We start from the raw sequence: 20,679 nt of genomic DNA, 5'->3' as shown, positions 1-20,679 counted from the left end.
TCCCGCCGCCATTCTGACTTGACCGCCTGATAGCCGCTAGCGATAGAGCCGATCATCAGGCGGGAATCGCCACCCGCGCCCTCGACCCTCATGTCCCAAGGACGTCCGCATGCGCATTCAGGTTCGTGCCTCTTTCGCCCTTGGCGCCGCATTTGCGACGATCGTGGCTCTCCAACCCGCCTCCGCGAACACCGATCTCTGCCTTTGGGGTTTTGCACAGAACAGCCGGATCGACCTCGGGTCGGTTGCCCAGGTGCAGGGCGCGTTCCAGCGCCAGGGCGGGTCGTGCCATACCAGCCGGGTGAATGACCAGTTCACCATGCAATGCGCGACGCCCGGCCAATCCGCGCAGGCCCGGCAGGAGCTGCAACTGGCTGGCGAGATGGACCTGCCGCGCTGCGTCGGCGTGACCTCGGTGCGGTTCAATGGCCGGCCGGTCGGCAGCGACCGGTTGGAGGATATTCTCCGTCGGTTGACGCCGGCCCGCCGCTAGCCGGCGGGCGCCGGCGGGCAAGCGGTCGACCAGGCGAATTGAGCCGGCGACCGCCGGTTCACCGCCGCGATTGTTCCAGCCTTTGTCGAGACCGCGCGCGATGGGAGCCTCGCATGCCGCAGCCCTCGGCCCGGCGACCCGTGACGGTCGTTGCGGGTCAATAGCCTGCAGAAACATAGGGGTTTCGGTAGGGGATGGCGGACAGGGCGGGATTCGAACCCGCGATACGGTTCCCCGTATACACACTTTCCAGGCGTGCGCCTTCAACCACTCGGCCACCTGTCCGTGGAGGGCGCTGATAAAGGCCCACGCGGCAATTTGCAAGGACGCCGCCGCAGGCGACGCGTGCACATCGGTCGGCTCCGTCCTTCAGGACCGAGTCACGCCCGGGACCGCCGGCAAAAGCGGCCCGAATCCATCGATTTATGAGCCGGGGACCCCTGCTCAGACGCCGCGCTTCATCGCAGCATGAACCAGTTGGCGAAGGGATTGGCCGAGGGCGCCGGCATGACCACCATCGGGCGCGGCTGCGCCGTCCGATAAGCCACCGGATGGGCCGCGCGCGGGTGTCCGGCAACCTGCGTCACGCGATGCTGGCCCGGTGTCTGGACCAGGCGCAGCGGCGCGCCAGGGGCCGCCACCCGGTATTGGCCGGCCGGCTGCACGGCAACCTGCGTCGCACGATGTTGGCCCGGTGTCTGGATCAGGCGCGGCGGCGCGCCCGGCGCCACCGCCCGGTATTGGCCGAGCGGCTGCATGGCCGCCGCCACCGCACGACCCTGGCCCGGTGCCTGGATCAGGTGCAGCGGCGCGCCCGGGGTCGCCACCCGGTATTGGCCGGCCGGCCGCGTGGCCTGGTTGCGGACCGGCTGGGCGAGCCGCATCTGGGCCGTGCGGGCCCGGCCGGCGGAGGCGACCCGCGGGCCGGAGCGGCGCGAGGCCATGACCGCCGGCTCGGGCCGCGACGTGCCCTCGATGACGATGCGGGTGGAGCCGCGCCGTGCCGCGACCATCTCAAAGAGCGTGCGGGCATTGCCCGGTGCCAGCCGGATGCAGCCATGGCTGTCGGTGCGGCCGAGCCGGCCAACCATATTGGTGCCGTGAATGGCGTAGCCGCCCCGGAAGAAGATCGAATGGGGCATGGGCGCCATGCCGTATTTGCGCGAGCGCCAATGGCGCTCCAGCCGCTGCGGGCTATAGGTGCCGACCGGCGTGTTGTAGCCGATCCGGCCGGTCGAGACGTTCCAGACATGGCGTTGCTCGCCATCGACGATGACCCGCATGGTCTGGGTGGTCTTGTCGACCCGGACGACGATCGCGGCATCGGCTCTCGTCATTGCGAAGATCAGGCCGGCGACTGCCACGACGCCCGATGTTATCGCGCGCGTGAATCCCGAAAAGCGCATGGAATTCCCCTTCCACCAGACCCGGAACCGGATCCGTCCACCTTGGTGGGCCCAAGTGATTCCTGGTCTTCGCCGACCTGTAAAGATGACTCGCGGATTCACCTTAAGCATTAATTCAATGGCCCGACGCCCGGCTGCGCCCGAATTCTCGCACCGCCAAGATGTGAAAACTTGCATCGGCCGCACCGCGCCAGGCGAAACACCCGGCGCATGCGACTTGACATGAATGGTTAACGAATACTTGGCTAAGCTCGCTGGACCTGTCCGTCTGTCGCGCCGGAATGCCCATGACCCGCTCGCCCGCCGCCGTCGCGGCATTGATCGCCAAACTCGCCCTGGCCGCCTTGGTGTCGGCGGCGCTCGCCGCGCCTGCGTTCGCCCAGGACCGCGGCACGGTCAATCCCCGGCCGTTGCCGCCACTCGCCAATCCGAACGACCCGAGCGTGCCGGCCAAGGAAATTTTCGGCCGCGCCACCGGCGCGGCGCCAATGGAGGCGCGGGCGTTCGGTTTCTATTCACGTGGCTGCCTCGCCGGCGCCACCGCCCTGTCGGTCAATGGCGACGCCTGGCAGGTGATGCGGCTGTCACGCAACCGCATGTGGGGTCATCCGGAGATGATCTCCTTCCTGGAGCGCTTCGCCCGCCAGGTGCCGCGCCTCTCGAGCTGGCCGGGCATCCTGGTCGGCGACATCTCGCAGCCGCGCGGCGGGCCGATGATAACAGGCCATGCCTCCCATCAGATCGGGCTCGACGCCGATATCTGGCTCACCCCCATGCCGCGCCGCCCACTGACCCATGAAGAGCGCGAGGTGACCTCGGCGGTCAACATGGTGCGCACCGACCGGCTCGACATCGAGCCGTCGACCTGGACGGCGGAACATCTGAAGGTGATCCGCGCCGCCGCGACCGATCCGCGGGTCGAACGCGTGCTGGTCAATGCGGCGATCAAGAAGGCGCTGTGCCGCGAGGCCACGGGCAACCGCTCTTGGCTCGCCAAGGTCCGGCCGGTGCCCGGGCACAATTACCACATGCATATCCGGATCACCTGTCCGGCCGGCTCGGCCGCGTGCCGGCCGCAGGACCCGCCGCCGTCAGCGGAAGGCTGCGGTGCCGAGCTCGACTGGTGGTTCACCGACGAGGTGCTGAACCCGCGGCCCAACCCGAACTGGCGGCCACCGCCGCCAATCACCATGGCCGGCCTGCCGGATGCCTGCCGGCAGGTGGTGGTCGCCCGCTAAGCCCAAGCCGGACCGGCCTATTCGGCCGGGACCAGGTCGGGACGCCGGACCGGCTCTTCCTTGATCGGGATATTGATCAGGGCGGAGCCGACGCAGAACAGCACGCTCAGCCACCAGACGATGTCGTAGGAGCCGGTGCGTTCATAGAGCACGCCACCGAGCCAGACGCCCAGGAAGCCGCCGACCTGGTGGGAGAAGAAGACGAAGCCATAAAGCATCGCCATGTAGCGGGTGCCGAACATCAGGGCGACCAGGCCGGAGGTCGGCGGCACGGTGGAGAGCCAGAGGAGCCCCATCATGGCGGCGAAGGCGAGCGCCAGGGCCGGGCTCGGCGGCAGGACCAGCAGCATGACCACGACCGCGCCGCGGGCGAAATAGATCCAGACCAGCAACCAGCGCTTGGACATGCGGCCGGACAGCCAGCCGGCGCTCAGCGATCCCACGATGTTGAAGAGGCCAATGAAAGCGAGCGCCAGGCCGGCGACCCAGGCCGGCATCTTCAGGTCGGCGAGATAGGGCGGGTAGTGGGTGGTGATGAAGGCGAGCTGGAAGCCGCAGGTGAAAAAGCCGAGCACCAGATAGACGTAGCTGCGATGGCCAAGCGCCGCCTTCATGGTCGCCACGACGCTGGCCTCGGTGCCGGTGCCGGTGCCGATGCCGGCCTTCGGATTGGTGGCGAGCGCCAGCGACAGCGGGAAGATCAGACCAACCACCGCGGAGAACACCAGCAGCGCACCTTGCCAGCCCAGAAGGTCGATCAGGAACGGCGTCAACGGCGCGAAGACGAACTGGCCGAAGGAGGAGGCGGCGGTGCCGAGGCCGAGCGCCATGGGCCGCTTGGCCTCGGGCAGAAGCTTGGTGAAGCAGGCGAGCACAAGATTGAAGGAGACGCCGGCAAGGCCAAGGCCGACCAGCGAACCGGACAAGACGTGCATGGCGAGCGGCGGCAGCGGCAAGGCCATGCAGGCAAGGCCGGCGGCATACATGATGGTGCCCGCCCAGAAGACCTTCAGCGTACCGAAGCGGTCGGCAATGGCGCCGGCAAAAGGCTGGCCGACCCCCCACATCAGGTTCTGGATGGCAATGGTCAGGGAGAGGACGTCACGCGTCCAGCCGTTCTCGACCGAAATCGGCATCAGGAACATGCCGACCACCGATCGCGGCCCGAACGACAGCAGTCCGATCAGGCAGCCGCAGACGACGATTACGAAGGGTGTGCGCCAGCCAGCCTGCCGGTCGGATACGGTCGTGGTGGCCATGGGTCTCTCCGGAATTCGCGTCGTGCTGATACACGGGCGCAGCTCAACCTAGGAGCGGAAGCCGCGAAGGCAAAACGAAAAGCCGTAATGACTCCCATGCGATGACGTAATGGGCAAGCCGGCAACGGCAAGCGCCGGGGGCAGGCCCCGGCGCGAGACGGCATGGTCGATGCGATTTATTGCTGCGAGACGGCGGCCATCGGATAGGCCTGCCGGTCATTCAGCTGCGACAAGCCGGAGGTTGTCGCGACCGGCGCCGGTGCGCGGCGCAGGCTGAATTCGCGCAGGGTCCCAAACTCCCGAGTGTTCGTCACCTGACGCTCGGGGGTGCCGTAGAAATGGGGGCCCTGGCCTTCCGCGAAAGCCGGAACGAGCGAGGCGGCGGTCAGGGCGGCGGCGAGGATGAGCTTCTTCATGGTCGTTCTCCGTTTCCTTGGGTTCTGGCTTCGATTGTGCGGAAGCGCCTCCTGCGCCTCTGCTGCCAGTACCCCTGGAAACGACCATTGGTTACGCCGGTCACGTGCGATTGATCCGGGCGTGACAAGCCGTGATCGCCGCCGGCGCGCTCAGCTTTGATGGGGCGGCTGTTGGGTCAGCTGCACTTGCGGCAGGGGATCCCATTGCCGCGGTCGGTAGAACACATGGACGCCGATCTGCTGCAGCCGGTTCATCGAGCGCGCCCACCAGGGCCTGACATAGGTCGCGTGATAGTGGGTCGCGTGACCAACCTCGGCGATCCAGGTGCGACCGGCCAGCATGTCGCGGGCGATGCGGCTTGCCTGCGTCCAGGGCTCCACCTCGGTCGGCGCCAGGCTGCGGCGGCCTTCACAGGCGAAGGTGAACTGGCAGGCGAGATAGCGGTGGGCATTCTGGTAGACGACGCCGCAGATGTCGCGTGGATAGAAGCCGGAAACCGCGCGGTTGACCACCACCTGCGCGACCGCCATCTGGCCACGTTCCGGCTCGCTGCGGGCCTCCCAATAGACCGCTTCAGACAGGCACTTCTCGGCGCGCGCCAGCGCCGGACCGGACAATGCGAGCGCCAGGACCGGATGGCCGGTGCGGGTCAGCCGGGCCGGCGACGGTTCCTCGAGCCTGAGCGGGCCAGGCGTGCGGAAGGCGCGCGCGAGCGCCGGATCCGGACGGTCACCGCGCCGATCGGTGGCAAAGGCGCCGAGGATCGGATCGAAGCCGGCGACCGGCTCATGGGTCGTGGCGACCCGGAATGGCTCATTTTCGAGCGGCAGTGCCGGGGCACCGAAGCCGGCACCGGCGCGCGCCAGCGGCCCGTCGCCTGATATCGCAATGCCGGCGCGCTCCTCGGTGAGTTCGGTGGCGAAACGACGCTCGTCGCCCGACCGCCCATCGGTCGATTGGCTGTCGGTCGACTGGCCGTTGTGCGATTGGCCGTTGCTTGGACGGTCCTCGGCCACGACCGGATCGGCCGGCCCGATCGCCGGCCCGGCGAGGCCGAGGCGGGCTGCCGCGGAACGGTCGTCGAGCACCGCCTCCGGCGCGATCGACGCAAGCTGGACGCCGCCGAGAGCCAAAGGCGAGTGCTCGGTATCGGTGCGTTCGACCGCCGGGTCATGGCTGAAGCGGGCGATCGTCGTCAGGTCCGCAGGCGCCTGGAGCAGCGCCGTGGTCGGCTGCGCCGCGGTGAGGCTCGGCCGAAGCCGCGCCCGTTCGACCAGAAGGTCGCTCTTGGCCTCGCGATTGACTGCCGGATAGACGACCGCCCGGCCGGTGCCGGCGCCGACCGCCGGTCCAACCAGGCGGTCGCCGGAACGGGGATTGGCACGTCCGGCGCCGGCGGCATCGAAATGCGCCAGCACCCGGTTCGGCTGAGCCTCTTCGCGCGGCATGGGGCGGGCGAAGGCGAAGCTCGCCATGGTCATTTGCGGCCGGACCAGGCTCGCCACGTGCCGGCGCCAGGTCTGGTCGACGCCCGAACGCTGGGCGAGATAGCTCACGAGGTCCTGATAGGCGACCGACTGGCAGGACAGGACCAGGATGGACGCGGCCAGGCCCGGAACCAGGGCGGCCGAACGGACTCCGGACGCAGAACGCCGACGCAACGCACGCATACGCAACGCACTCCACGCGAAACACGCCACAGAACAAACCGGCCCCAGAACATGGTGACCGGATATCAACCTTATTGCCTGGGTAAGGTTGAGGGCGCGTTAATGACGTTCAGAGCGCGTCAGAAGCCGGTTCAGCGCGGTGGTGACGGCATGCTCGCGGGCAAATGGACCCGTCGCCGTGACCGGCACGGCCCGCGCCGCGTCCAGGCCGGCGGTGCCGAAGCGGCTGCGCACGACCTCCTCGATCCACTGCGCTTCCTGGGCGCGGCGGCGCATCGCCAGCCGCTCGGTGCCGAGCCAGCGCCGGTGGCTCTCGATCGCCGCGTCGAGCCCGTCCATGCCATCGCCGGTCGCCGACGAGATCAGCACCACCGGCGCGACCCAGGCGCCCGGGTCCTGGGCCACAAGCGTCAGCGCGCCCTCGACATCGGCCTTGGCCCGCCTTGCGGCGTCGCCCATGTCGGCCTTGGTGACGGCGATGACATCGGGCAATTCCATGACGCCGGCCTTCATGAACTGCAGGCTGTCGCCGGAACCCGGCTGAATGCACAACACCACCGTGTCGGCGACCATGCCGACATCGGCTTCGGATTGACCGATGCCGACGCTCTCGATCAGCACCCGGTCGAACACCGCGCGCATCACCACCATGGCCGCCACCGTCTGGTCGGACAGGCCGCCGAGCCGATCGCGGGCCGCCATCGAGCGCACGAAGACGTTCCTGTCGGCCGGGTCGGTGGAAATCCGGGCGCGGTCGCCAAGCAACGCCCCGCCGGTCCGGCGCGAGGATGGATCGACCGCGACGACGCCGACGGTTTCGCCACGTGCGCGCCAGCGCTGCACCAGCACATTGGTCAAGGTCGACTTGCCGACGCCCGGCGGGCCGGTCAAGCCGAGAGTGGCGCCCCTGGCCTCACGACAAGCCTGGTCGAGAAAGGCCGCGAGTTCGGCCTGACCCGCCATGGTCTCGATCGCGGCGAGCGCCTGGGCAATGGCGCGCTTGCCGCCAGCCCGGACCGCTTCGAGCGTGAAGGGTTTCACGTGGAACGCCCCATGGAACGCCCCATGAAACGCCCTTTGGAACGTCCGCGGATCATCGGGCCGGCCATTGACGCGGTCGAAGCGTCAGAGGGCATAGGTGGAGGTAAAATGCTGGACGACGGCGCCGGCGCAAAAGCCGCCGACACGCCAGGGCATGGTCAGCGCCTGCGCAACGCCGCGCGTGGCGAGCGCATTGACCGCAACATCAAAGACCAGCGCCGCGACCAGCAGCCACATCAGGCCGGGCACGGTCTCGCCGAGCCCGGGATAGGCCTTGAGCAGCAGAGCCAGGGCGAGCCCGGCCACCAGCATGACAAGAACAAAGACGAGACCGGTGATCGGGATCGTGCGGCTGGTGTCGTCGGTCACGGCGGCGCTCTTCGGCTTCAGGGTCGTCGGGTTTGCGACCCTGACACGGAACGGCGGCACGGACCAGCCGTGCCATCAGGCCGATGCGCCGCGGCTCAGGCCTGGCCGGCGGCCGCCTTGCCGAGTGCCGCCTGAGCCGCGGCGAGGCGGGCGATCGGCACGCGGAACGGCGAGCAGGAGACATAGTCGAGCCCGACCGTCTCGCAGAAATGGATCGAGGCCGGATCGCCGCCATGCTCGCCGCAAATGCCGAGCTTGATGTCGGGCCGGGTCTTGCGGCCACGCTCCGCGGCGATCTTGACCAGTTCGCCGACGCCTTCCTGGTCGAGCGAGATGAACGGGTCGACCTCGATGATGCCCTTGGCAAGATAGGGATTGAGGAAACTCGCCGCGTCATCACGCGAAATACCGAAAGTCGTCTGGGTCAGGTCATTGGTGCCGAAGGAAAAGAACTCGGCGGTCTCGGCGATCTTGCCGGCCTGCAGCGCGGCGCGCGGCAGTTCGATCATGGTGCCGACGATATAGTCGAGCTTGGCGCCGGTTTCCTTGATCACCGCATCGGCCATGGCAACGATGCGCGCCTTGACCAGATCGAATTCGGCCGTGGTCGCGACCAGCGGCACCATCACTTCCGGCACGATGGCCGAACCGCTGCGGCGCGCAGCCTCGACCGCCGCCTCGAAGATGGCGCGGGCCTGCATTTCGGCGATCTCGGGATAGGCGACCGCCAGGCGGCAGCCGCGGAAGCCGAGCATCGGATTGACCTCATGCAGCTCCTCGGCGCGCGCCTTCAGCTTTTTCGGATCGGCGCCCATGGCCGCCGCCACCTCGGCGACCTCGGCATCGGTGTGCGGCAGGAATTCATGCAGCGGCGGGTCGAGCAGGCGGATCGTCACCGGCAGCCCGGCCATGATCTCGAACAGCTCGACGAAATCCGAACGCTGCATCGGCAGAAGCTTGGCGAGCGCCAGGCGGCGGCCCTTCTCGTCGTCGGCGAGAATCATCTCGCGCATGGCGACAATGCGGGCCTCGTCGAAGAACATGTGTTCGGTGCGGCACAGGCCAATGCCTTCGGCGCCGAACTTGACCGCGACCCGGGCATCGGCCGGGGTATCGGCATTGGTGCGGACTTTCAGGCGGCGCGCCGCGTCGGCCCAGCCCATCAGGGTGGCAAACTCGCCCGACAGTTCCGGCTGCAGCATGCTGACCTCGCCGAGCAGGATCTGGCCGGTCGAACCGTCAATGGTGATGACTTCGCCCTTTTTCAGCGTCTGGCCGGCCACCGTCATTGTCTGCGCGGCATAATCGACGCGCAGCGAGCCGGCGCCCGACACGCAAGGCTTGCCCATGCCGCGGGCGACCACGGCGGCATGCGAGGTCATGCCGCCACGGGTGGTGAGAATACCCTCGGCGGCGTGCATGCCGTGAATGTCTTCCGGGCTGGTCTCGACACGCACCAGAATGACCTTGTGGCCGCCGGCCTTCATGGCCTCGGCCTCGTCCGAATTGAACACGATTTCGCCTTGCGCGGCGCCGGGCGAGGCCGGCAGGCCAGTGGCGAGAATCCGGCGCTCGGCGGCGGGATCGATGGTCGGGTGCAGGAGCTGGTCGAGCGAAGCCGGATCGACCCGCGAGATCGCCTCGTCGCGGGTGATCAGGCCCTCGGCGGCGAGCTCGACCGCAATCCGCAGGCTCGCCTTGGCGGTGCGCTTGCCGTTGCGGGTCTGCAGCATCCAAAGCTTGCCGCGCTCGACGGTGAATTCGAGGTCCTGCATGTCGCGATAATGCCGCTCGAGCGTATCGGCGACCGCGATGAACTGATGATAGACCTCGGGCAGCGCCGTCTCCATCGACGGCTTGTCCGACTTGGCGCCGATCCGGGCGACTTCGGTGATGTTCTGCGGCGTGCGGATGCCGGCGACCACGTCCTCGCCCTGGGCGTTGATCAGGAACTCGCCATAGAGCTCCTTGGCGCCGGTCGAGGGATTGCGGGTGAAGGCGACGCCGGTGGCCGAGGTCTCGCCCATGTTGCCGAACACCATGGCCTGGACATTGACCGCCGTGCCCCAGCTTTCCGGAATGGCATGCAGCCGGCGATAGGTGATGGCGCGCTGGTTCATCCAGGATGAGAACACTGCGCCGATCGCCCCCCAGAGCTGCTCGTGCGGGTCCTGCGGGAAGGGCTTGCCGGTCTCTTCCTGAACCTTGACCTTGTAGTCGCCGACCAGATGTTTCCAGTCGGCGGCCGACAGCTCGGTGTCGAGTGAATAGCCCTTGCGGTCCTTGTAGTGCTCGAGGATCTCCTCGAAATTATGATGATCCACCTCGAGCACGACGTTGGAATACATCTGGATGAAGCGGCGATAGCTGTCATAGGCGAAGCGCTCGTCGCCGGCTTCGGCGGCCACCGCCGCGACCGTCACGTCGTTCAGGCCGAGGTTGAGGATCGTGTCCATCATGCCCGGCATCGAGGCGCGGGCGCCCGACCGGACCGAGACGAGCAGCGGGTTCCTGGCGTCGCCGAACACCTTGGCGGCCAGCTTGCCGACATGGTCGAGGCCCGCCTCGACCTGCGCCTTCAGCTCGGCCGGATAACTGCGCCCATTGGCATAATACGAGGTGCAGAGCTCGGTGGTGATGGTGAAGCCGGGCGGAACGGGCAGGCCCATATTGGACATTTCCGCGAGGTTCGCGCCCTTGCCGCCAAGCAGGTTGCGCATGCTCGACTGCCCTTCAGCCTTGCCGTCGCCGAAGGTGTAAACCCATGTCGTCATTGTCGACATCCCGTTCCGATCTTGCGCCGCACGCTCGCCGCCACGGCGCGTCTGTTTAGGCGCTTTCCGTGGCGCATTTCAACCTCGGCCGGTTCAAGCCAGCCGGGCCCGGTGTTTTGCTGCCCTTTGAATGAAGGCTGGATGAACGCAGTGCGACATCGTTATACTGCGCTGCAAAAGGACCGGCCGTCTTGCTGAGCGTGGTGATCCCGACCTTGAACGACGAGCGCAGGCTCGTCCCGACGCTCGCCTCGCTGGTGGCGGGCGCCGCCGACGGCCTCATCGTCGAAGCGATCCTGGTCGATGGCGGCTCGACCGACGAGACCGAGGCGGTCGCCGACATTGCCGGCTGCCGCCTGTTGAAGGGCTCGGCCGATCGCGGCGCCCGTCTCGCCGAAGCGGCAGCCGCCGCCAAGGCGCCCTGGCTCCTGTTCATTGCGCCGGGCGTGGTGCTCGACGAAGGCTGGATCCGGGAGGTTCGCAGCTTTCTGGAAAACGTCTCGCGGCACGGCGAGGCCAGGCGCCGCGCGGCGATCTTCGCCCACGGCGTCGACGGTTTCGGCATGGCGCCAAAACTGACCAGTTTCCGGGCGCGCCTCGGCTTTGCACTTGGCTTCGGTCCGGCCGCGAGCCAGGGCCTCTTGATCAATACCGCGCATTATCGCTCGCGCGGCGGACATCGGCCCGGCCAGGGCAGCGAGCGCGCCTTCGCCCGGTCCATCGGCCGGCGCGGCATCAGCGTGCTGCGGTCGCGGGCGACACCGCTCGATATCTAGCCCGGTTCGGACCGATTCTCTGCGATCGCATTTACGCGGCCTTATCGGGACCCGCCGCATCCTGCCGCGGCAACCCATCGGCATGGCAGCCAATGCCCAGTTCACTCGACAGCTCGGTGGAATCAGTGCTGGTCGCCATCGACCGGCTGCCGGCCGAGGCGCAGCAGGCCCTGGTCGCCGACATCCTCGAGCAGATGGGCACGACCGGCCGGCGGCTGTCGAGCCGCGCCCGGGCTCAGCTCGACCATATCGTGGCGCACCTGCTGCCCCGCGTGCCGATCGCCGGCCGGCTCGACTTCGCCCGCGATTTCGGCGCGCTGGATTATGACCTGCCGGCCATCGCCGCGGCGGTCGAGGCCGACGGAGCTTTGATCGCGGAGATCATGCGGGCAGAGGCCGGCACCGAGTTGGCGGCCGACGGCCCGGCCGTCCGGCTGCTCGGCCAGACCCGGCGGTTCCTCGACATGCGGATCATCGCGGCGCGCGCCGACCTGACGGCCGAGGCGGCCGAGGCATTGGCCGAAGCCGGCGATGCCCGCACGATCAGGGCGCTGGCCTCGAATTGCCGCGCGCCCTTGCCGGCCAGGGCCTTGAACCTGATGCTGGCGCGCGCGTCGCACGACCGCGCGCTGCAGGAACATCTTTGCGCCCGGACGGATCTCGACGGCGAACAGGTTCGCCGGCTGGTCGGCCTCATCTCCGACCAGCTGAAGGCGCGGCTTTATGAAAAGCTCGACCGGGCCGTGGTGACCGCGGCGCGCCAGAGCGCCTCGGATGCGACCTCGGCCAAGGCGCGACGGCTCCGGTTGGATCACGGCTCCGAAATGACCACGCAGGAGGTGCGCGACGCCGTCCAGGCCGGCGCACTATCGCTCGGCGAAGCCGTGACGCTGCTGAGTGCGACCGATCGGGCGCTGCCGGCCATGGACATGCTGACGGTCATGCTCGATCTCGATCACGACGCGGTGCTCGCAACCCTCGGGCGCACCCGGATCGAACCGTTCGAGGCCATTGCCCGTGCCCTGGGCCTCGACGAGCAGGTCTATCTCACGCTGATCGCGGCGATTCATCGGCGCTGGCGCAAGCCCATGCCCGACCCGCGCTTCCTGCTCGGCCGCTACCGCTGCCTGGAGGACTCCGCGGTCGATGCCCGGCTGGCGCCGCTCCACCGCCGCGATGACGACATTGGCACCGTCGAGCAATTCCTGATCGATATTCCGGATAACGTCATAATCGGGCAGAAATAACACATTCCCTAACGGAATGCATGGGCTTGCCGCCGTTGCCCTCCGAGCATCTGGGGCGAACGGCATGCCGTATCGCGTCGTGATACTTGCCTTTTTACTCCAATTCCTGCCTGGCCCACTCATATCTCTAACAATAAACAAGACTATATTATAATATTCCTGTCACATATATAGTTATTCTGAATCAGATCGCAGTCAAACGAAGCTTTTCGAGTGCTTTGGTCAGGCGCTCACCTTTAGATCTAGTTAATACATTTAGGTCATGGTGCAAAAAAAGGTCATGGCCGATGACATCGAATATCGCCGCGGCACTAGAACCGATCAATGCGATGATTGGCGAGCTCGCACCGAAGCTGCGCGGCGCGCTGGTCGAAGAGCTTGTCGACGAGATCGTCCGTGAACGCCCTGACGCCGAAAGCCGCAAGGCTCTGGTGCTCGACCTCATCGTGGCCCAGGCGTTGCGGGAAGCGCCCTTGTCGAGCCGCGTTCGCGCCTCGCCGAAACTGGCGCGTTGCGTCGCTGCCCTGCCGGAGGCCAGCATGGCGCTGGCCTGCGACACGGTCGCCGTCGCCGAAGTGATCCTGATGGCGCCCGACATGAGCGACACGTTGCTTGTCGGGGTCTGCACCGCCGAGCGGCAGGATCACATGCGGATCATTGCCAAGCGGCAAGCCCTGTCGGGCCCGCTCGCCGATACCATCGCGCGGATCGGCGAGAGTACGACGATCGCCGTGCTGGTGCGCAATCAGGGCGCCCGGCTGTCGGCCGAGGGCTTCGGCGACATTGTCGCCCGGCTCGGTTCTGATCCGGCGATCCGCTCGTTGCTCGGACAAAGAACCGATTGTCCGGCCGACATCGCCAAAAAGTTCAAGATCTCGCAAGAGGAGGTCCTGACCGGCGACGCGCTGATCGACACCGTCTCGAAACTGGCCGAAAAGCGCGAAATTCTATCCGCGATCGATCTCATCATGCGCTCGATCGGCCGGGATGCCGAGGCTGGCCGCAAGCTCATCGAGCGCGACGACGAGAAGGCGCTCGGCGCGGTCTGCCATGTCGCCGGCGTCGATGCCCATACCTATGAGGCGCTGGTGCATGGCTGGCGCGTCGCCGCCGGCAAGCCGCTGACCGATGTCCACAAGGCGCCGGTGCGGTTCCGGCTGATGCGACCGGCTGAAATCGACCGGATCGTGTCGCGCCTGCCGATGGCACGCGCCCGGCTGGTGCCCGACCTGACGACCGCCTGAGCGGCTATTCCGCCGCCGCGGCCCAGGCCTTGAGCGGCAAATCGAGCGCCAGCCAGACCTCGAGGAGGCCCGCGGCGAGATCGTCGATCATCACATCGGAATGCGCCGGCCCAGGCGTGATTCGAAGCCGCTCCGCGCCGCGCGGCACGGTCGGATAATTGATCGGCTGGATATAGATGCCGTGGTGCCGCAACAGGCGATCGCTGGCCGCCTTGCACTTCTCGGCATCGCCCACCAGCACCGGCACGATATGGGTCTGGCTGTCCATGACAGGCAAGCCGGCGAGCGCCAGCACGCGCTTGGTGCGGGCCGCCTGGCGCTGCTGGGCCGACCGTTCCAGCGACGAGCCCTTCAGATGGCGGATCGAGGTCACCGCCGCGCTGGCGATCGCCGGCGGCAGCGCCGTGGTGAAAATGAAGCCGGCGGCGTGGCTGCGCACCGCATCGATCAAGACGGCATCACCGGTGATATAGCCGCCCATGACGCCGAAGGCCTTGCCGAGCGTGCCTTCGATCACGTCGAGGCGGTGCATCATGCCGTCACGTTCGGCAATGCCGGCGCCGCGCGGCCCATACATGCCGACGGCATGGACCTCATCGATATAGGTCATGGCGCGATAGCGCTCGGCGAGATCGCAAATGGCCGCGATCGGCGCGATATCGCCGTCCATCGAATAGACGCTTTCGAACACGATCAGCTTGTTGCGCTCGCGGCCGGCGGCGGCGAGCAGCTGCTCGAGATGACCGAGGTCGTTGTGCCGGAACACCTGCTTCTCGCAGCCGGCCTGCCTTATGCCTTCGATCATCGAATTGTGGTTGAGCGCATCCGACAGGATCAGGCAATCCGGGATCAGCCTGGCAATGGTCGAAATGCCGGTCTGGTTCGAGACATAACCCGAGGTGAAGACGAGCGCCGCCTGCTTGCCGTGCAGGTCGGCCAGCTCGCGCTCCAGTTCGACGATCGGATGCGAGGTGCCGGAGATGTTGCGGGTGCCGCCGGCGCCGGTGCCCATGCGCCTGGCGCATTCGGCCATGGCCTCGATCACCTGAGGATGATGGCCCATGCCGAGATAGTCGTTGGAGCACCAGATGATGACCTCGCTGATGCCGTCAGGGCCATGCCAGGTGGCCCGCGGGAAGCAGCCGACCGACCGTTCGAGATCGGCGAACACCCGATAACGGCGCTCGTCCTTCAACCGGGCGACGGCATTTTCGAAGAAGCTGGAATAGGTCATGGCAGGTCCGGTCTCGCTCGGGCCGCCAGGACGGACGGTCCAACGATCACCGGGCGGCCTTGCACGGCCGCCCTGATCAAGATCAAACTGGTCAACAGCGCTTTAGCACGGTTCTAATCTGCCGTCCCATGCGGCAAAATGCACAGGAGCCGGCCGTCCGGCTCAAAGCCCGTGCAGCCGCATCAGCGCATCGAAATGCTTGTTGGCCTGATAATCGAGCACCTGCATCCATTCGCGCGCGGTCTGCCTGGCCTGCGCCTCGGGGATGATCTTCAAAGGTTTGCCGGTCGACTGCGCCAGGATCTGCTGCCGGCAGGCGCGTTCGAGATAGTAGAGATCGTCGAAGGCGACCGCCACCGAGGGCCCGCCAATGCTCACGCCGTGATGCTCGAGAAAGATGATGTCGGCGTGCGGATTGTCCTTTTGCGCCTGGGCGATGCGCTCGCCCTCCTCGGCGGTCAGCGCCACGCCGCCGAAACCCTGATAGGCGGTGCGGTCGAGAAACCGGCAAGCGGTCTGGTGGGCCATTTCCAGCTTGCCGTCCTCGACCATGGTCAGCGCCGTGGCATGCGGCATATGCACGTGCAGGATCGCCTGATGGCGCGGATTGGCGCGATGGCCGGCAATGTGGATGTTGCGCGCCGAGGCTTCGACCTCGCCCCAGCCTTCATGAATGGTGCCCTCGCCGTCGATCAGGAGCAGGTCGTCCGGCCGCATCTCGGCCCAGTGGATGCCATAGGGGTTGATCAGGAAGCGCTCGTCCTTGCCCGGAACGACAACCGAGAAATGGTTGCAGACGCCCTCGTTGAGCTCGAACTTGGCGGCGAGCCGAAGGGCGGCGGCGAGTTCCCGGCGCAATGTCTTCAATTCGGCGGTCATGATCCCTGTCCCTGATCCCTTGGAAAGACGCCGCGTGGTCCAAACAAAAAACGCCCGCGGCGATCCGCAGGCGTCTTTATGGCGTTCGAGCGCCGTTCAGTCGATGCGCTCCCGGCGCAACTCAGTCCGGCGGATCACCGTTGCCGCGGCCCGATCGTCCGGCCGTCACCTGGACGCATCGCGTCGATGCATCATTTGGGCGCGAGGATCATGATCATCTGCTTGCCCTCGAGCCGGCTTTCCTGCTCGACCTTGGCAATGGTCAGCGTGTCGGCCTTGACGCGATCGAGAACCTTCACGCCGATATCGACATGGGCCATTTCGCGACCGCGGAAGCGCAGGGTCACCTTGACCTTATCGCCCTCCTCGAAGAACCGCTTCATCGCCTTCATCTTGGTATCGTAGTCGTGGTCGTCGATACCCGGACGCAGCTTGATTTCCTTGACCTCGACCGTTTTCTGGTTACGGCGGGCCTCGGCGGCCTTTTTCTGTTCCTGGAACTTGAACTTGCCGTAGTCCATGATCTTGCAGACCGGCGGCACCGCGTTCGGCGCAACCTCCACGAGATCAAGACCCGCTTCTGTAGCCATCTGGACGGCGTCGCGCGTCGGCACCACGCCGCGGTTCTCACCTTCGGCGTCGATCAACTGGACGTCACGGACACGGATCATGTCGTTGATGCGCGGACCGTCTCGTTCGACGGGGGCGGCGGCTCTCATTGGTCTGCGAATGGGGACATCTCCTCTGATGTTGAAAGGTCCCGGACGGGTGGAAACGCGCGCCATTCCGGTTGCGGGAACGAACGCAGGATCAACTGGGCATCCGGAAGGACGGGAAGATCGGTAGAATTGCTGCGGAAGTCAATGGTTCGCGGCGATTTTAGCGCGGCGTCCGACGATCAGCAGCCGACGATAGACGCCAAGAACGTCTTCTTGCATGCGCTCGAGCGAAAATCGCCGGGCATGGACGCGGCCGCGACGGCCGATCGCGTCATGCGCGCCGGGTTCCAGCGACAGCCCGGCACCGATGCCTTCGGCGAGCGCCAGCGCATCGCCGGACGAAACCCGGAAACCGACACGTTCGCTTTCGCTCGCCGCCGGCGGCGCCGGCACCACCTCGGGCAGCGCGCCATCGTCCGAGACGATCGCCGGCAGCCCCATGGCAATGGCCTCGATGGCATTGCGGCCGATCGATTCCGGTTGGATCGAAGCGACCACGGCAAGATGCGCCGAGACCAACGCACCTGGGCCGCAATCCTCCGGCCCGACCAGGCGGACGATGTCGTCGAGACCCTGGGCCTGGATGCGCCGCGCCAGCTGGGCCCGGTAGCCGGCCCGCTCCGGTCCTTCGCAGGCGATCACGAAGACCGTGTCGGTGAGCCCGCCATTGACCAGGAGACGCACCGCATCGACCAGCACCATCTGGCCCTTGGCCGGATCGAGCCGCGCCTGATGCAGCACCATGCGGCCGGCGCCGGTCAGCCCCGCGGCCAGCCGGAAACTGACATTCGCCTCGCGCGGCACCCGCGCCGGATCGAAACCGGCGAGGTCGAGGCCCGGCGAGACGACGGCCAGGCGAGCCCGCTCGACGCCGTGGATCGCGCCGACCCTGGCGGCCAGATAGGCGGAGGGCACCAGCACGGCATCGCCGCGGCCAAGGGCCCAGCGGGCAAGCGTCGGCAGGCGTGGCGAGGCGTCGGGCGAGGCGTGGAAACTGGTGATCAAGGGCCGGCGCGCCAGGCGCGCGGCGGAATGGGCGCTCCAGGCCGGACCGCTGGCATGGACATGGATGAGGTCGACTGCCTCGCGCCCGATCAACCCGGACAGCGTCGCGGCATTGCGCATCAGACCGACCGGATTGCGGGTCCTGGCGTCGAGCGGGATCCATTCACCGCCGGCCGCCTGCAACTCGCCGATCAGCGGGCCCTTTTCCGCGGCGACCAGGGCCCGCGCGCCGGCCCGCGTCAGCGCCGCGGCGATCGCCAGCACCAGCCGCGGTTCGCGGCCACCGTCGAGCGCCGGCAGGACCTGCAGGACGGTTCGGCCTTCGAGGCCCGGCTCTCGCGGCAGACTGGCGTCGCGCATCGCTCTTTCCCAGCACGGCCCGGACAGGTAGGACCAAAAGCGAATCGTAGAGGACGAGTGTGATGCCGAGCTTACCTGATCCGCAATTCCTGACTGTCGGCCAGGGCTCGTCGACCCGCGAGATCGCCTATCGGCGGATCGACGGCAGCCGGCCGACCATCGTCTGGCTCGGCGGCTTCAAGTCCGACATGAAGGGCACCAAGGCCCAGGCCCTGGCCGATCACGCCGCGGCGACCGGCCGCGCCTATCTGCGCTTCGACTATTCCGGCCATGGCGAATCGCCGGGCCGGTTCGAACAGGGCACGATCACGCGCTGGGCCGAGGAAGCCACCGCGGTGATCGCGCTGGCCGGCCCGGCGCCGATCCTGGTCGGCTCGTCCATGGGCGGCTGGATCGCGCTCCTGGTGGCCCGGCGCCTGGCCCGGCCGGCCGGCGGCATGGTGCTGATCGCGCCGGCCGCGGATTTCACCGAGGCGCTGATGTGGAAGGCCTTTCCGGATGCGGTGAAGCGGCAGATCGAGGTGGAGGGGCGCTGGGTCAGGCCGTCGGCCTATGAAACGGACGGCTATCCGATCACCCGCGAACTGATCGAGGACGGCCGCAACAATCTGGTGCTCGGCGGCCTGATCGAGACCGGCTGCCCGGTGCATGTGCTGCAGGGCATGCAGGACCCCGACGTGCCGTGGCAACATGCCATGGACATGGTGGCGCGAATCGCCCGGGATGATGTGGTGGTGACGCTGATCAAGGACGGTGACCATCGCCTGTCGCGGCCGGAAGACCTGACCCGGCTGACCGATGCGGTGACCGCCATGGCAGGTGGTTGAGCTACCCCTTGATTCCATGATCTGAGAATCGTATTCTCTTATCATGGAGCAAGTCAGCGACCTTGACCAAGTCGTCGCCCAGCGCGTTCGCGAGCTGCGCGCCGCCAAGGGCTTTACTCTGGACCAGCTCGCCACCATATCCGGTGTGTCGCGCGCCATGATCTCCAGGATCGAGCGCGCCGAGGCCAGCGCCACGGCGGTGCTGCTGGTCAAGTTGGGCGCAGCGCTCGGTGTGACGCTGGCCGCTTTGTTCGAACAGGACGAGCCTCGACGGGAGACGGTGCGCCGCGCCGCCGACAGTCCGGTGCGCGTCGACCCGGAAACGGGCTATACCCGGCGCAACGTCGCGCCGCGAGGCGCGTCCGGCACCGATGTCGTCGAGGTGATGCTGCCGGCCGGCGCTCGTGTTGCATATGACAATCTGGTCACCGTCCCGGCCGAGCAATTCGTCTGGGTGTTCGACGGCGTGCTGACGCTCACGACCGATGGATTGACCACCGAACTTGCGTCGGGTGACTGCCGCGTCATGCGGCTCGACCATCCGCTCGTCTTTGAAAACCGCGGCGACCGGCCCGTGCGTTACGCCGTGGTGCTGGTTCCCGATGGAGGCCGCCGATGATCCGTATCGAAGTTCTCGACGCCGACGCCGCCCGCAGGCATGTCCCGGGCCTGGCCGCGGTTCTGGTCGATTGCGTCGCCCATGGCGCATCGATCAGCTTCATGAAGCCTTATGGCCAGGCTGAAGCCGAGGGCTTTTTCAACGGCATCGCCGACAAGGTTGCGACGGGCGAGACGATCCTGGTCGCCGCTTTCCTCGACGAGCGCATTGTCGGCACGGCGCAGCTCGGCCTCGACATGCCGCCGAACCAGCCGCATCGCGCGGAGGTGAGGAAAATGATCGTCCATAGCGCGGGGCGCCGCCAGGGCATTGCCGGCACCATGCTGAAGCGCCTGGAGGACGAGGCCTTGGCGCGTGGGCGGACCTTGCTGCTGCTCGATTCGGCCAATGGCGAGGCGATCCGCGTCTATGAGCGCGCCGGCTGGCAGCGCTGCGGCTTCGTCGCCGACTATGCGCTGTTCCCGGACGGCGGCTATTGCGACACGACGTTCCTGGCCAAGGTGCTGACCCCGGACCGGCCGCCGCGGCCATCGAACGTCGTGGTCCGCGACGCGCGCGAAGAGGATCTGCCGGCCATTCTGGCCATTCTCAACGACGCCATCGTCAATACCACGGCGGTCTGGAGCGATGCTCCGGTCGACCTTGAAAGCCGGCATGTCTGGTGGCGCGAACGGGTCGGCAACGGCTATCCGGTGCTGGTCGCGGTCGATAACGGCAAGGTCGTCGGCTTCGGCTCCTATGTCCAGTTCCGCGCCTGGGACGGCTATCGCGATGCCGTCGAGCACTCCGTCTATGTCAGCCCGGACCGGCGTGGCGGCGGCGTCGGGGTCGCCGTCGTCGATGCGCTGATCGCGCGCGCCAAGGCCCAGGGCAAACATGTCATCATTGGCGGCATCGAAGGCTCGAACAGCGCCTCGCTGAAGCTGCACCGGCGGGCCGGCTTCACCGAGGTTGGCCGCATGTATGAAGTCGGCACCAAATTCGGCCGCCGCCTCGACCTGGTTTTTGTGCAGAAGCGGCTGTCGTGAGCCCAAGACCGGCATGAACGAAAGACCGGCATGAACAAAAAGCCGCCGTGCACGCGAGGATGCTAGCTGTTTGA

19 protein-coding genes, 1 tRNA gene and 1 pseudogene are annotated in these 20,679 nt (G+C 67.1%); 9 read left to right on the top strand and 12 right to left on the bottom strand.

Annotation, left to right across the window (positions count from 1 at the left end; translation table 11 throughout):
• The first annotated feature begins 109 nt into the window (after window positions 1-109).
• Window positions 110-493, top strand: a complete 384-nt coding sequence (locus E8M01_RS12625; RefSeq protein ID WP_136960440.1) for a hypothetical protein — start codon at window positions 110-112, stop codon at window positions 491-493.
• Window positions 494-688: 195 nt separating this feature from the next.
• Here E8M01_RS12625 and E8M01_RS12620 read toward each other — a convergent pair.
• Together E8M01_RS12620 and E8M01_RS35325 are read right to left on the bottom strand one after the other, a co-directional pair.
• Window positions 689-778, bottom strand: a tRNA-Ser gene (locus tag E8M01_RS12620).
• Window positions 779-951: 173 nt separating this feature from the next.
• Window positions 952-1,899 carry a L,D-transpeptidase gene (locus E8M01_RS35325; protein WP_246088706.1) on the bottom strand — a complete coding sequence of 316 codons (948 nt, stop codon included), beginning with the start codon at window positions 1,897-1,899 and terminating at the stop codon, window positions 952-954.
• Window positions 1,900-2,186: 287 nt separating this feature from the next.
• Between E8M01_RS35325 and mepA the strand changes: the two genes are divergently transcribed.
• On the top strand, window positions 2,187-3,137 hold the full coding sequence (gene mepA, locus E8M01_RS12610) for a penicillin-insensitive murein endopeptidase (protein ID WP_136960439.1): 951 nt from the start codon (window positions 2,187-2,189) through the stop codon (window positions 3,135-3,137).
• A 17-nt stretch (window positions 3,138-3,154) separates the two neighbouring features.
• On the opposite strand, the gene E8M01_RS12605 is transcribed toward mepA, so the two are convergent.
• The 6 genes from E8M01_RS12605 to ppdK all read right to left on the bottom strand — a co-directional run bounded on the left by E8M01_RS12605 (window position 3,155) and on the right by ppdK (window position 10,667).
• Complete coding sequence (locus tag E8M01_RS12605) at window positions 3,155-4,396, bottom strand: MFS transporter (protein WP_136960438.1); 1,242 nt, start codon at window positions 4,394-4,396, stop codon at window positions 3,155-3,157.
• A 176-nt stretch (window positions 4,397-4,572) separates the two neighbouring features.
• The gene (locus E8M01_RS12600) at window positions 4,573-4,812 is read right to left on the bottom strand and encodes a hypothetical protein (RefSeq protein WP_136960437.1); all 240 of its coding nucleotides are present in this window, start codon (window positions 4,810-4,812) and stop codon (window positions 4,573-4,575) included.
• A 150-nt stretch (window positions 4,813-4,962) separates the two neighbouring features.
• Complete coding sequence (locus tag E8M01_RS12595) at window positions 4,963-6,483, bottom strand: cell wall hydrolase (protein ID WP_246088705.1); 1,521 nt, start codon at window positions 6,481-6,483, stop codon at window positions 4,963-4,965.
• A 99-nt stretch (window positions 6,484-6,582) separates the two neighbouring features.
• Complete coding sequence (locus E8M01_RS12590; protein WP_246088704.1) at window positions 6,583-7,524, bottom strand: ArgK/MeaB family GTPase; 942 nt, start codon at window positions 7,522-7,524, stop codon at window positions 6,583-6,585.
• 84 nt (window positions 7,525-7,608) lie between these two features.
• Window positions 7,609-7,893, bottom strand: coding sequence for a hypothetical protein (locus E8M01_RS12585; RefSeq protein WP_136960436.1), 285 nt, complete (start codon window positions 7,891-7,893; stop codon window positions 7,609-7,611).
• A gap of 95 nt (window positions 7,894-7,988) precedes the next feature.
• Window positions 7,989-10,667 carry a pyruvate, phosphate dikinase gene (gene ppdK / locus E8M01_RS12580; protein WP_136960435.1) on the bottom strand — a complete coding sequence of 893 codons (2,679 nt, stop codon included), beginning with the start codon at window positions 10,665-10,667 and terminating at the stop codon, window positions 7,989-7,991.
• 200 nt (window positions 10,668-10,867) lie between these two features.
• Between ppdK and E8M01_RS12575 the strand changes: the two genes are divergently transcribed.
• The 3 genes from E8M01_RS12575 to E8M01_RS12565 all read left to right on the top strand — a co-directional run bounded on the left by E8M01_RS12575 (window position 10,868) and on the right by E8M01_RS12565 (window position 13,934).
• Window positions 10,868-11,443, top strand: coding sequence for a glycosyltransferase (locus tag E8M01_RS12575; protein ID WP_246088797.1), 576 nt, complete (start codon window positions 10,868-10,870; stop codon window positions 11,441-11,443).
• Between the two features lie 92 nt (window positions 11,444-11,535).
• Entirely contained in the window at window positions 11,536-12,690 is a 1,155-nt protein-coding gene (locus E8M01_RS12570; RefSeq protein ID WP_136960433.1) for a DUF2336 domain-containing protein, read from the top strand.
• Window positions 12,691-12,977: 287 nt separating this feature from the next.
• Window positions 12,978-13,934, top strand: a complete 957-nt coding sequence (locus E8M01_RS12565) for a DUF2336 domain-containing protein (RefSeq protein WP_136960432.1) — start codon at window positions 12,978-12,980, stop codon at window positions 13,932-13,934.
• 4 nt (window positions 13,935-13,938) lie between these two features.
• Here E8M01_RS12565 and hemA read toward each other — a convergent pair whose 3' ends face one another.
• The 4 genes from hemA to E8M01_RS12545 form a co-directional block, all read right to left on the bottom strand.
• Complete coding sequence (gene hemA, locus E8M01_RS12560; RefSeq protein ID WP_136960431.1) at window positions 13,939-15,168, bottom strand: 5-aminolevulinate synthase; 1,230 nt, start codon at window positions 15,166-15,168, stop codon at window positions 13,939-13,941.
• Between the two features lie 162 nt (window positions 15,169-15,330).
• Window positions 15,331-16,047 carry an aldolase gene (locus E8M01_RS12555; protein WP_136960430.1) on the bottom strand — a complete coding sequence of 239 codons (717 nt, stop codon included), beginning with the start codon at window positions 16,045-16,047 and terminating at the stop codon, window positions 15,331-15,333.
• 191 nt (window positions 16,048-16,238) lie between these two features.
• Window positions 16,239-16,778 (bottom strand): translation initiation factor IF-3, encoded by a 540-nt coding sequence (gene infC, locus E8M01_RS12550; RefSeq protein ID WP_246088796.1) that lies wholly within the window; start codon window positions 16,776-16,778, stop codon window positions 16,239-16,241.
• Between the two features lie 129 nt (window positions 16,779-16,907).
• On the bottom strand, window positions 16,908-18,131 hold the full coding sequence (locus E8M01_RS12545) for a glycosyltransferase (protein ID WP_136960429.1): 1,224 nt from the start codon (window positions 18,129-18,131) through the stop codon (window positions 16,908-16,910).
• A gap of 62 nt (window positions 18,132-18,193) precedes the next feature.
• On the opposite strand from E8M01_RS12545, the gene E8M01_RS12540 reads away from it, so the two are divergent.
• From E8M01_RS12540 to E8M01_RS12525, 4 genes and pseudogenes are all read left to right on the top strand, one after another.
• Entirely contained in the window at window positions 18,194-18,958 is a 765-nt protein-coding gene (locus E8M01_RS12540; protein ID WP_136960428.1) for an alpha/beta hydrolase, read from the top strand.
• Window positions 18,959-19,001: 43 nt separating this feature from the next.
• Entirely contained in the window at window positions 19,002-19,577 is a 576-nt protein-coding gene (locus tag E8M01_RS12535; RefSeq protein ID WP_136960427.1) for a helix-turn-helix domain-containing protein, read from the top strand.
• A pseudogene (locus E8M01_RS12530) lies at window positions 19,574-20,002 on the top strand (N-acetyltransferase family protein); the annotation flags it as partial. The gene E8M01_RS12535 and the pseudogene E8M01_RS12530, both read left to right, overlap by 4 nt.
• Window positions 20,003-20,116: 114 nt before the next feature.
• Window positions 20,117-20,605, top strand: coding sequence for a GNAT family N-acetyltransferase (locus E8M01_RS12525; protein WP_136964593.1), 489 nt, complete (start codon window positions 20,117-20,119; stop codon window positions 20,603-20,605).
• The last annotated feature ends 74 nt before the right edge of the window (window positions 20,606-20,679 follow it).

The organism is Phreatobacter stygius (genome assembly GCF_005144885.1).
Taxonomy (GTDB): Bacteria; Pseudomonadota; Alphaproteobacteria; order Rhizobiales; family Phreatobacteraceae; genus Phreatobacter; species Phreatobacter stygius.
The sequence above is the reverse complement of the archived record's forward strand: the minus strand, read 5'-3'. Positions and strand labels throughout refer to the sequence as shown.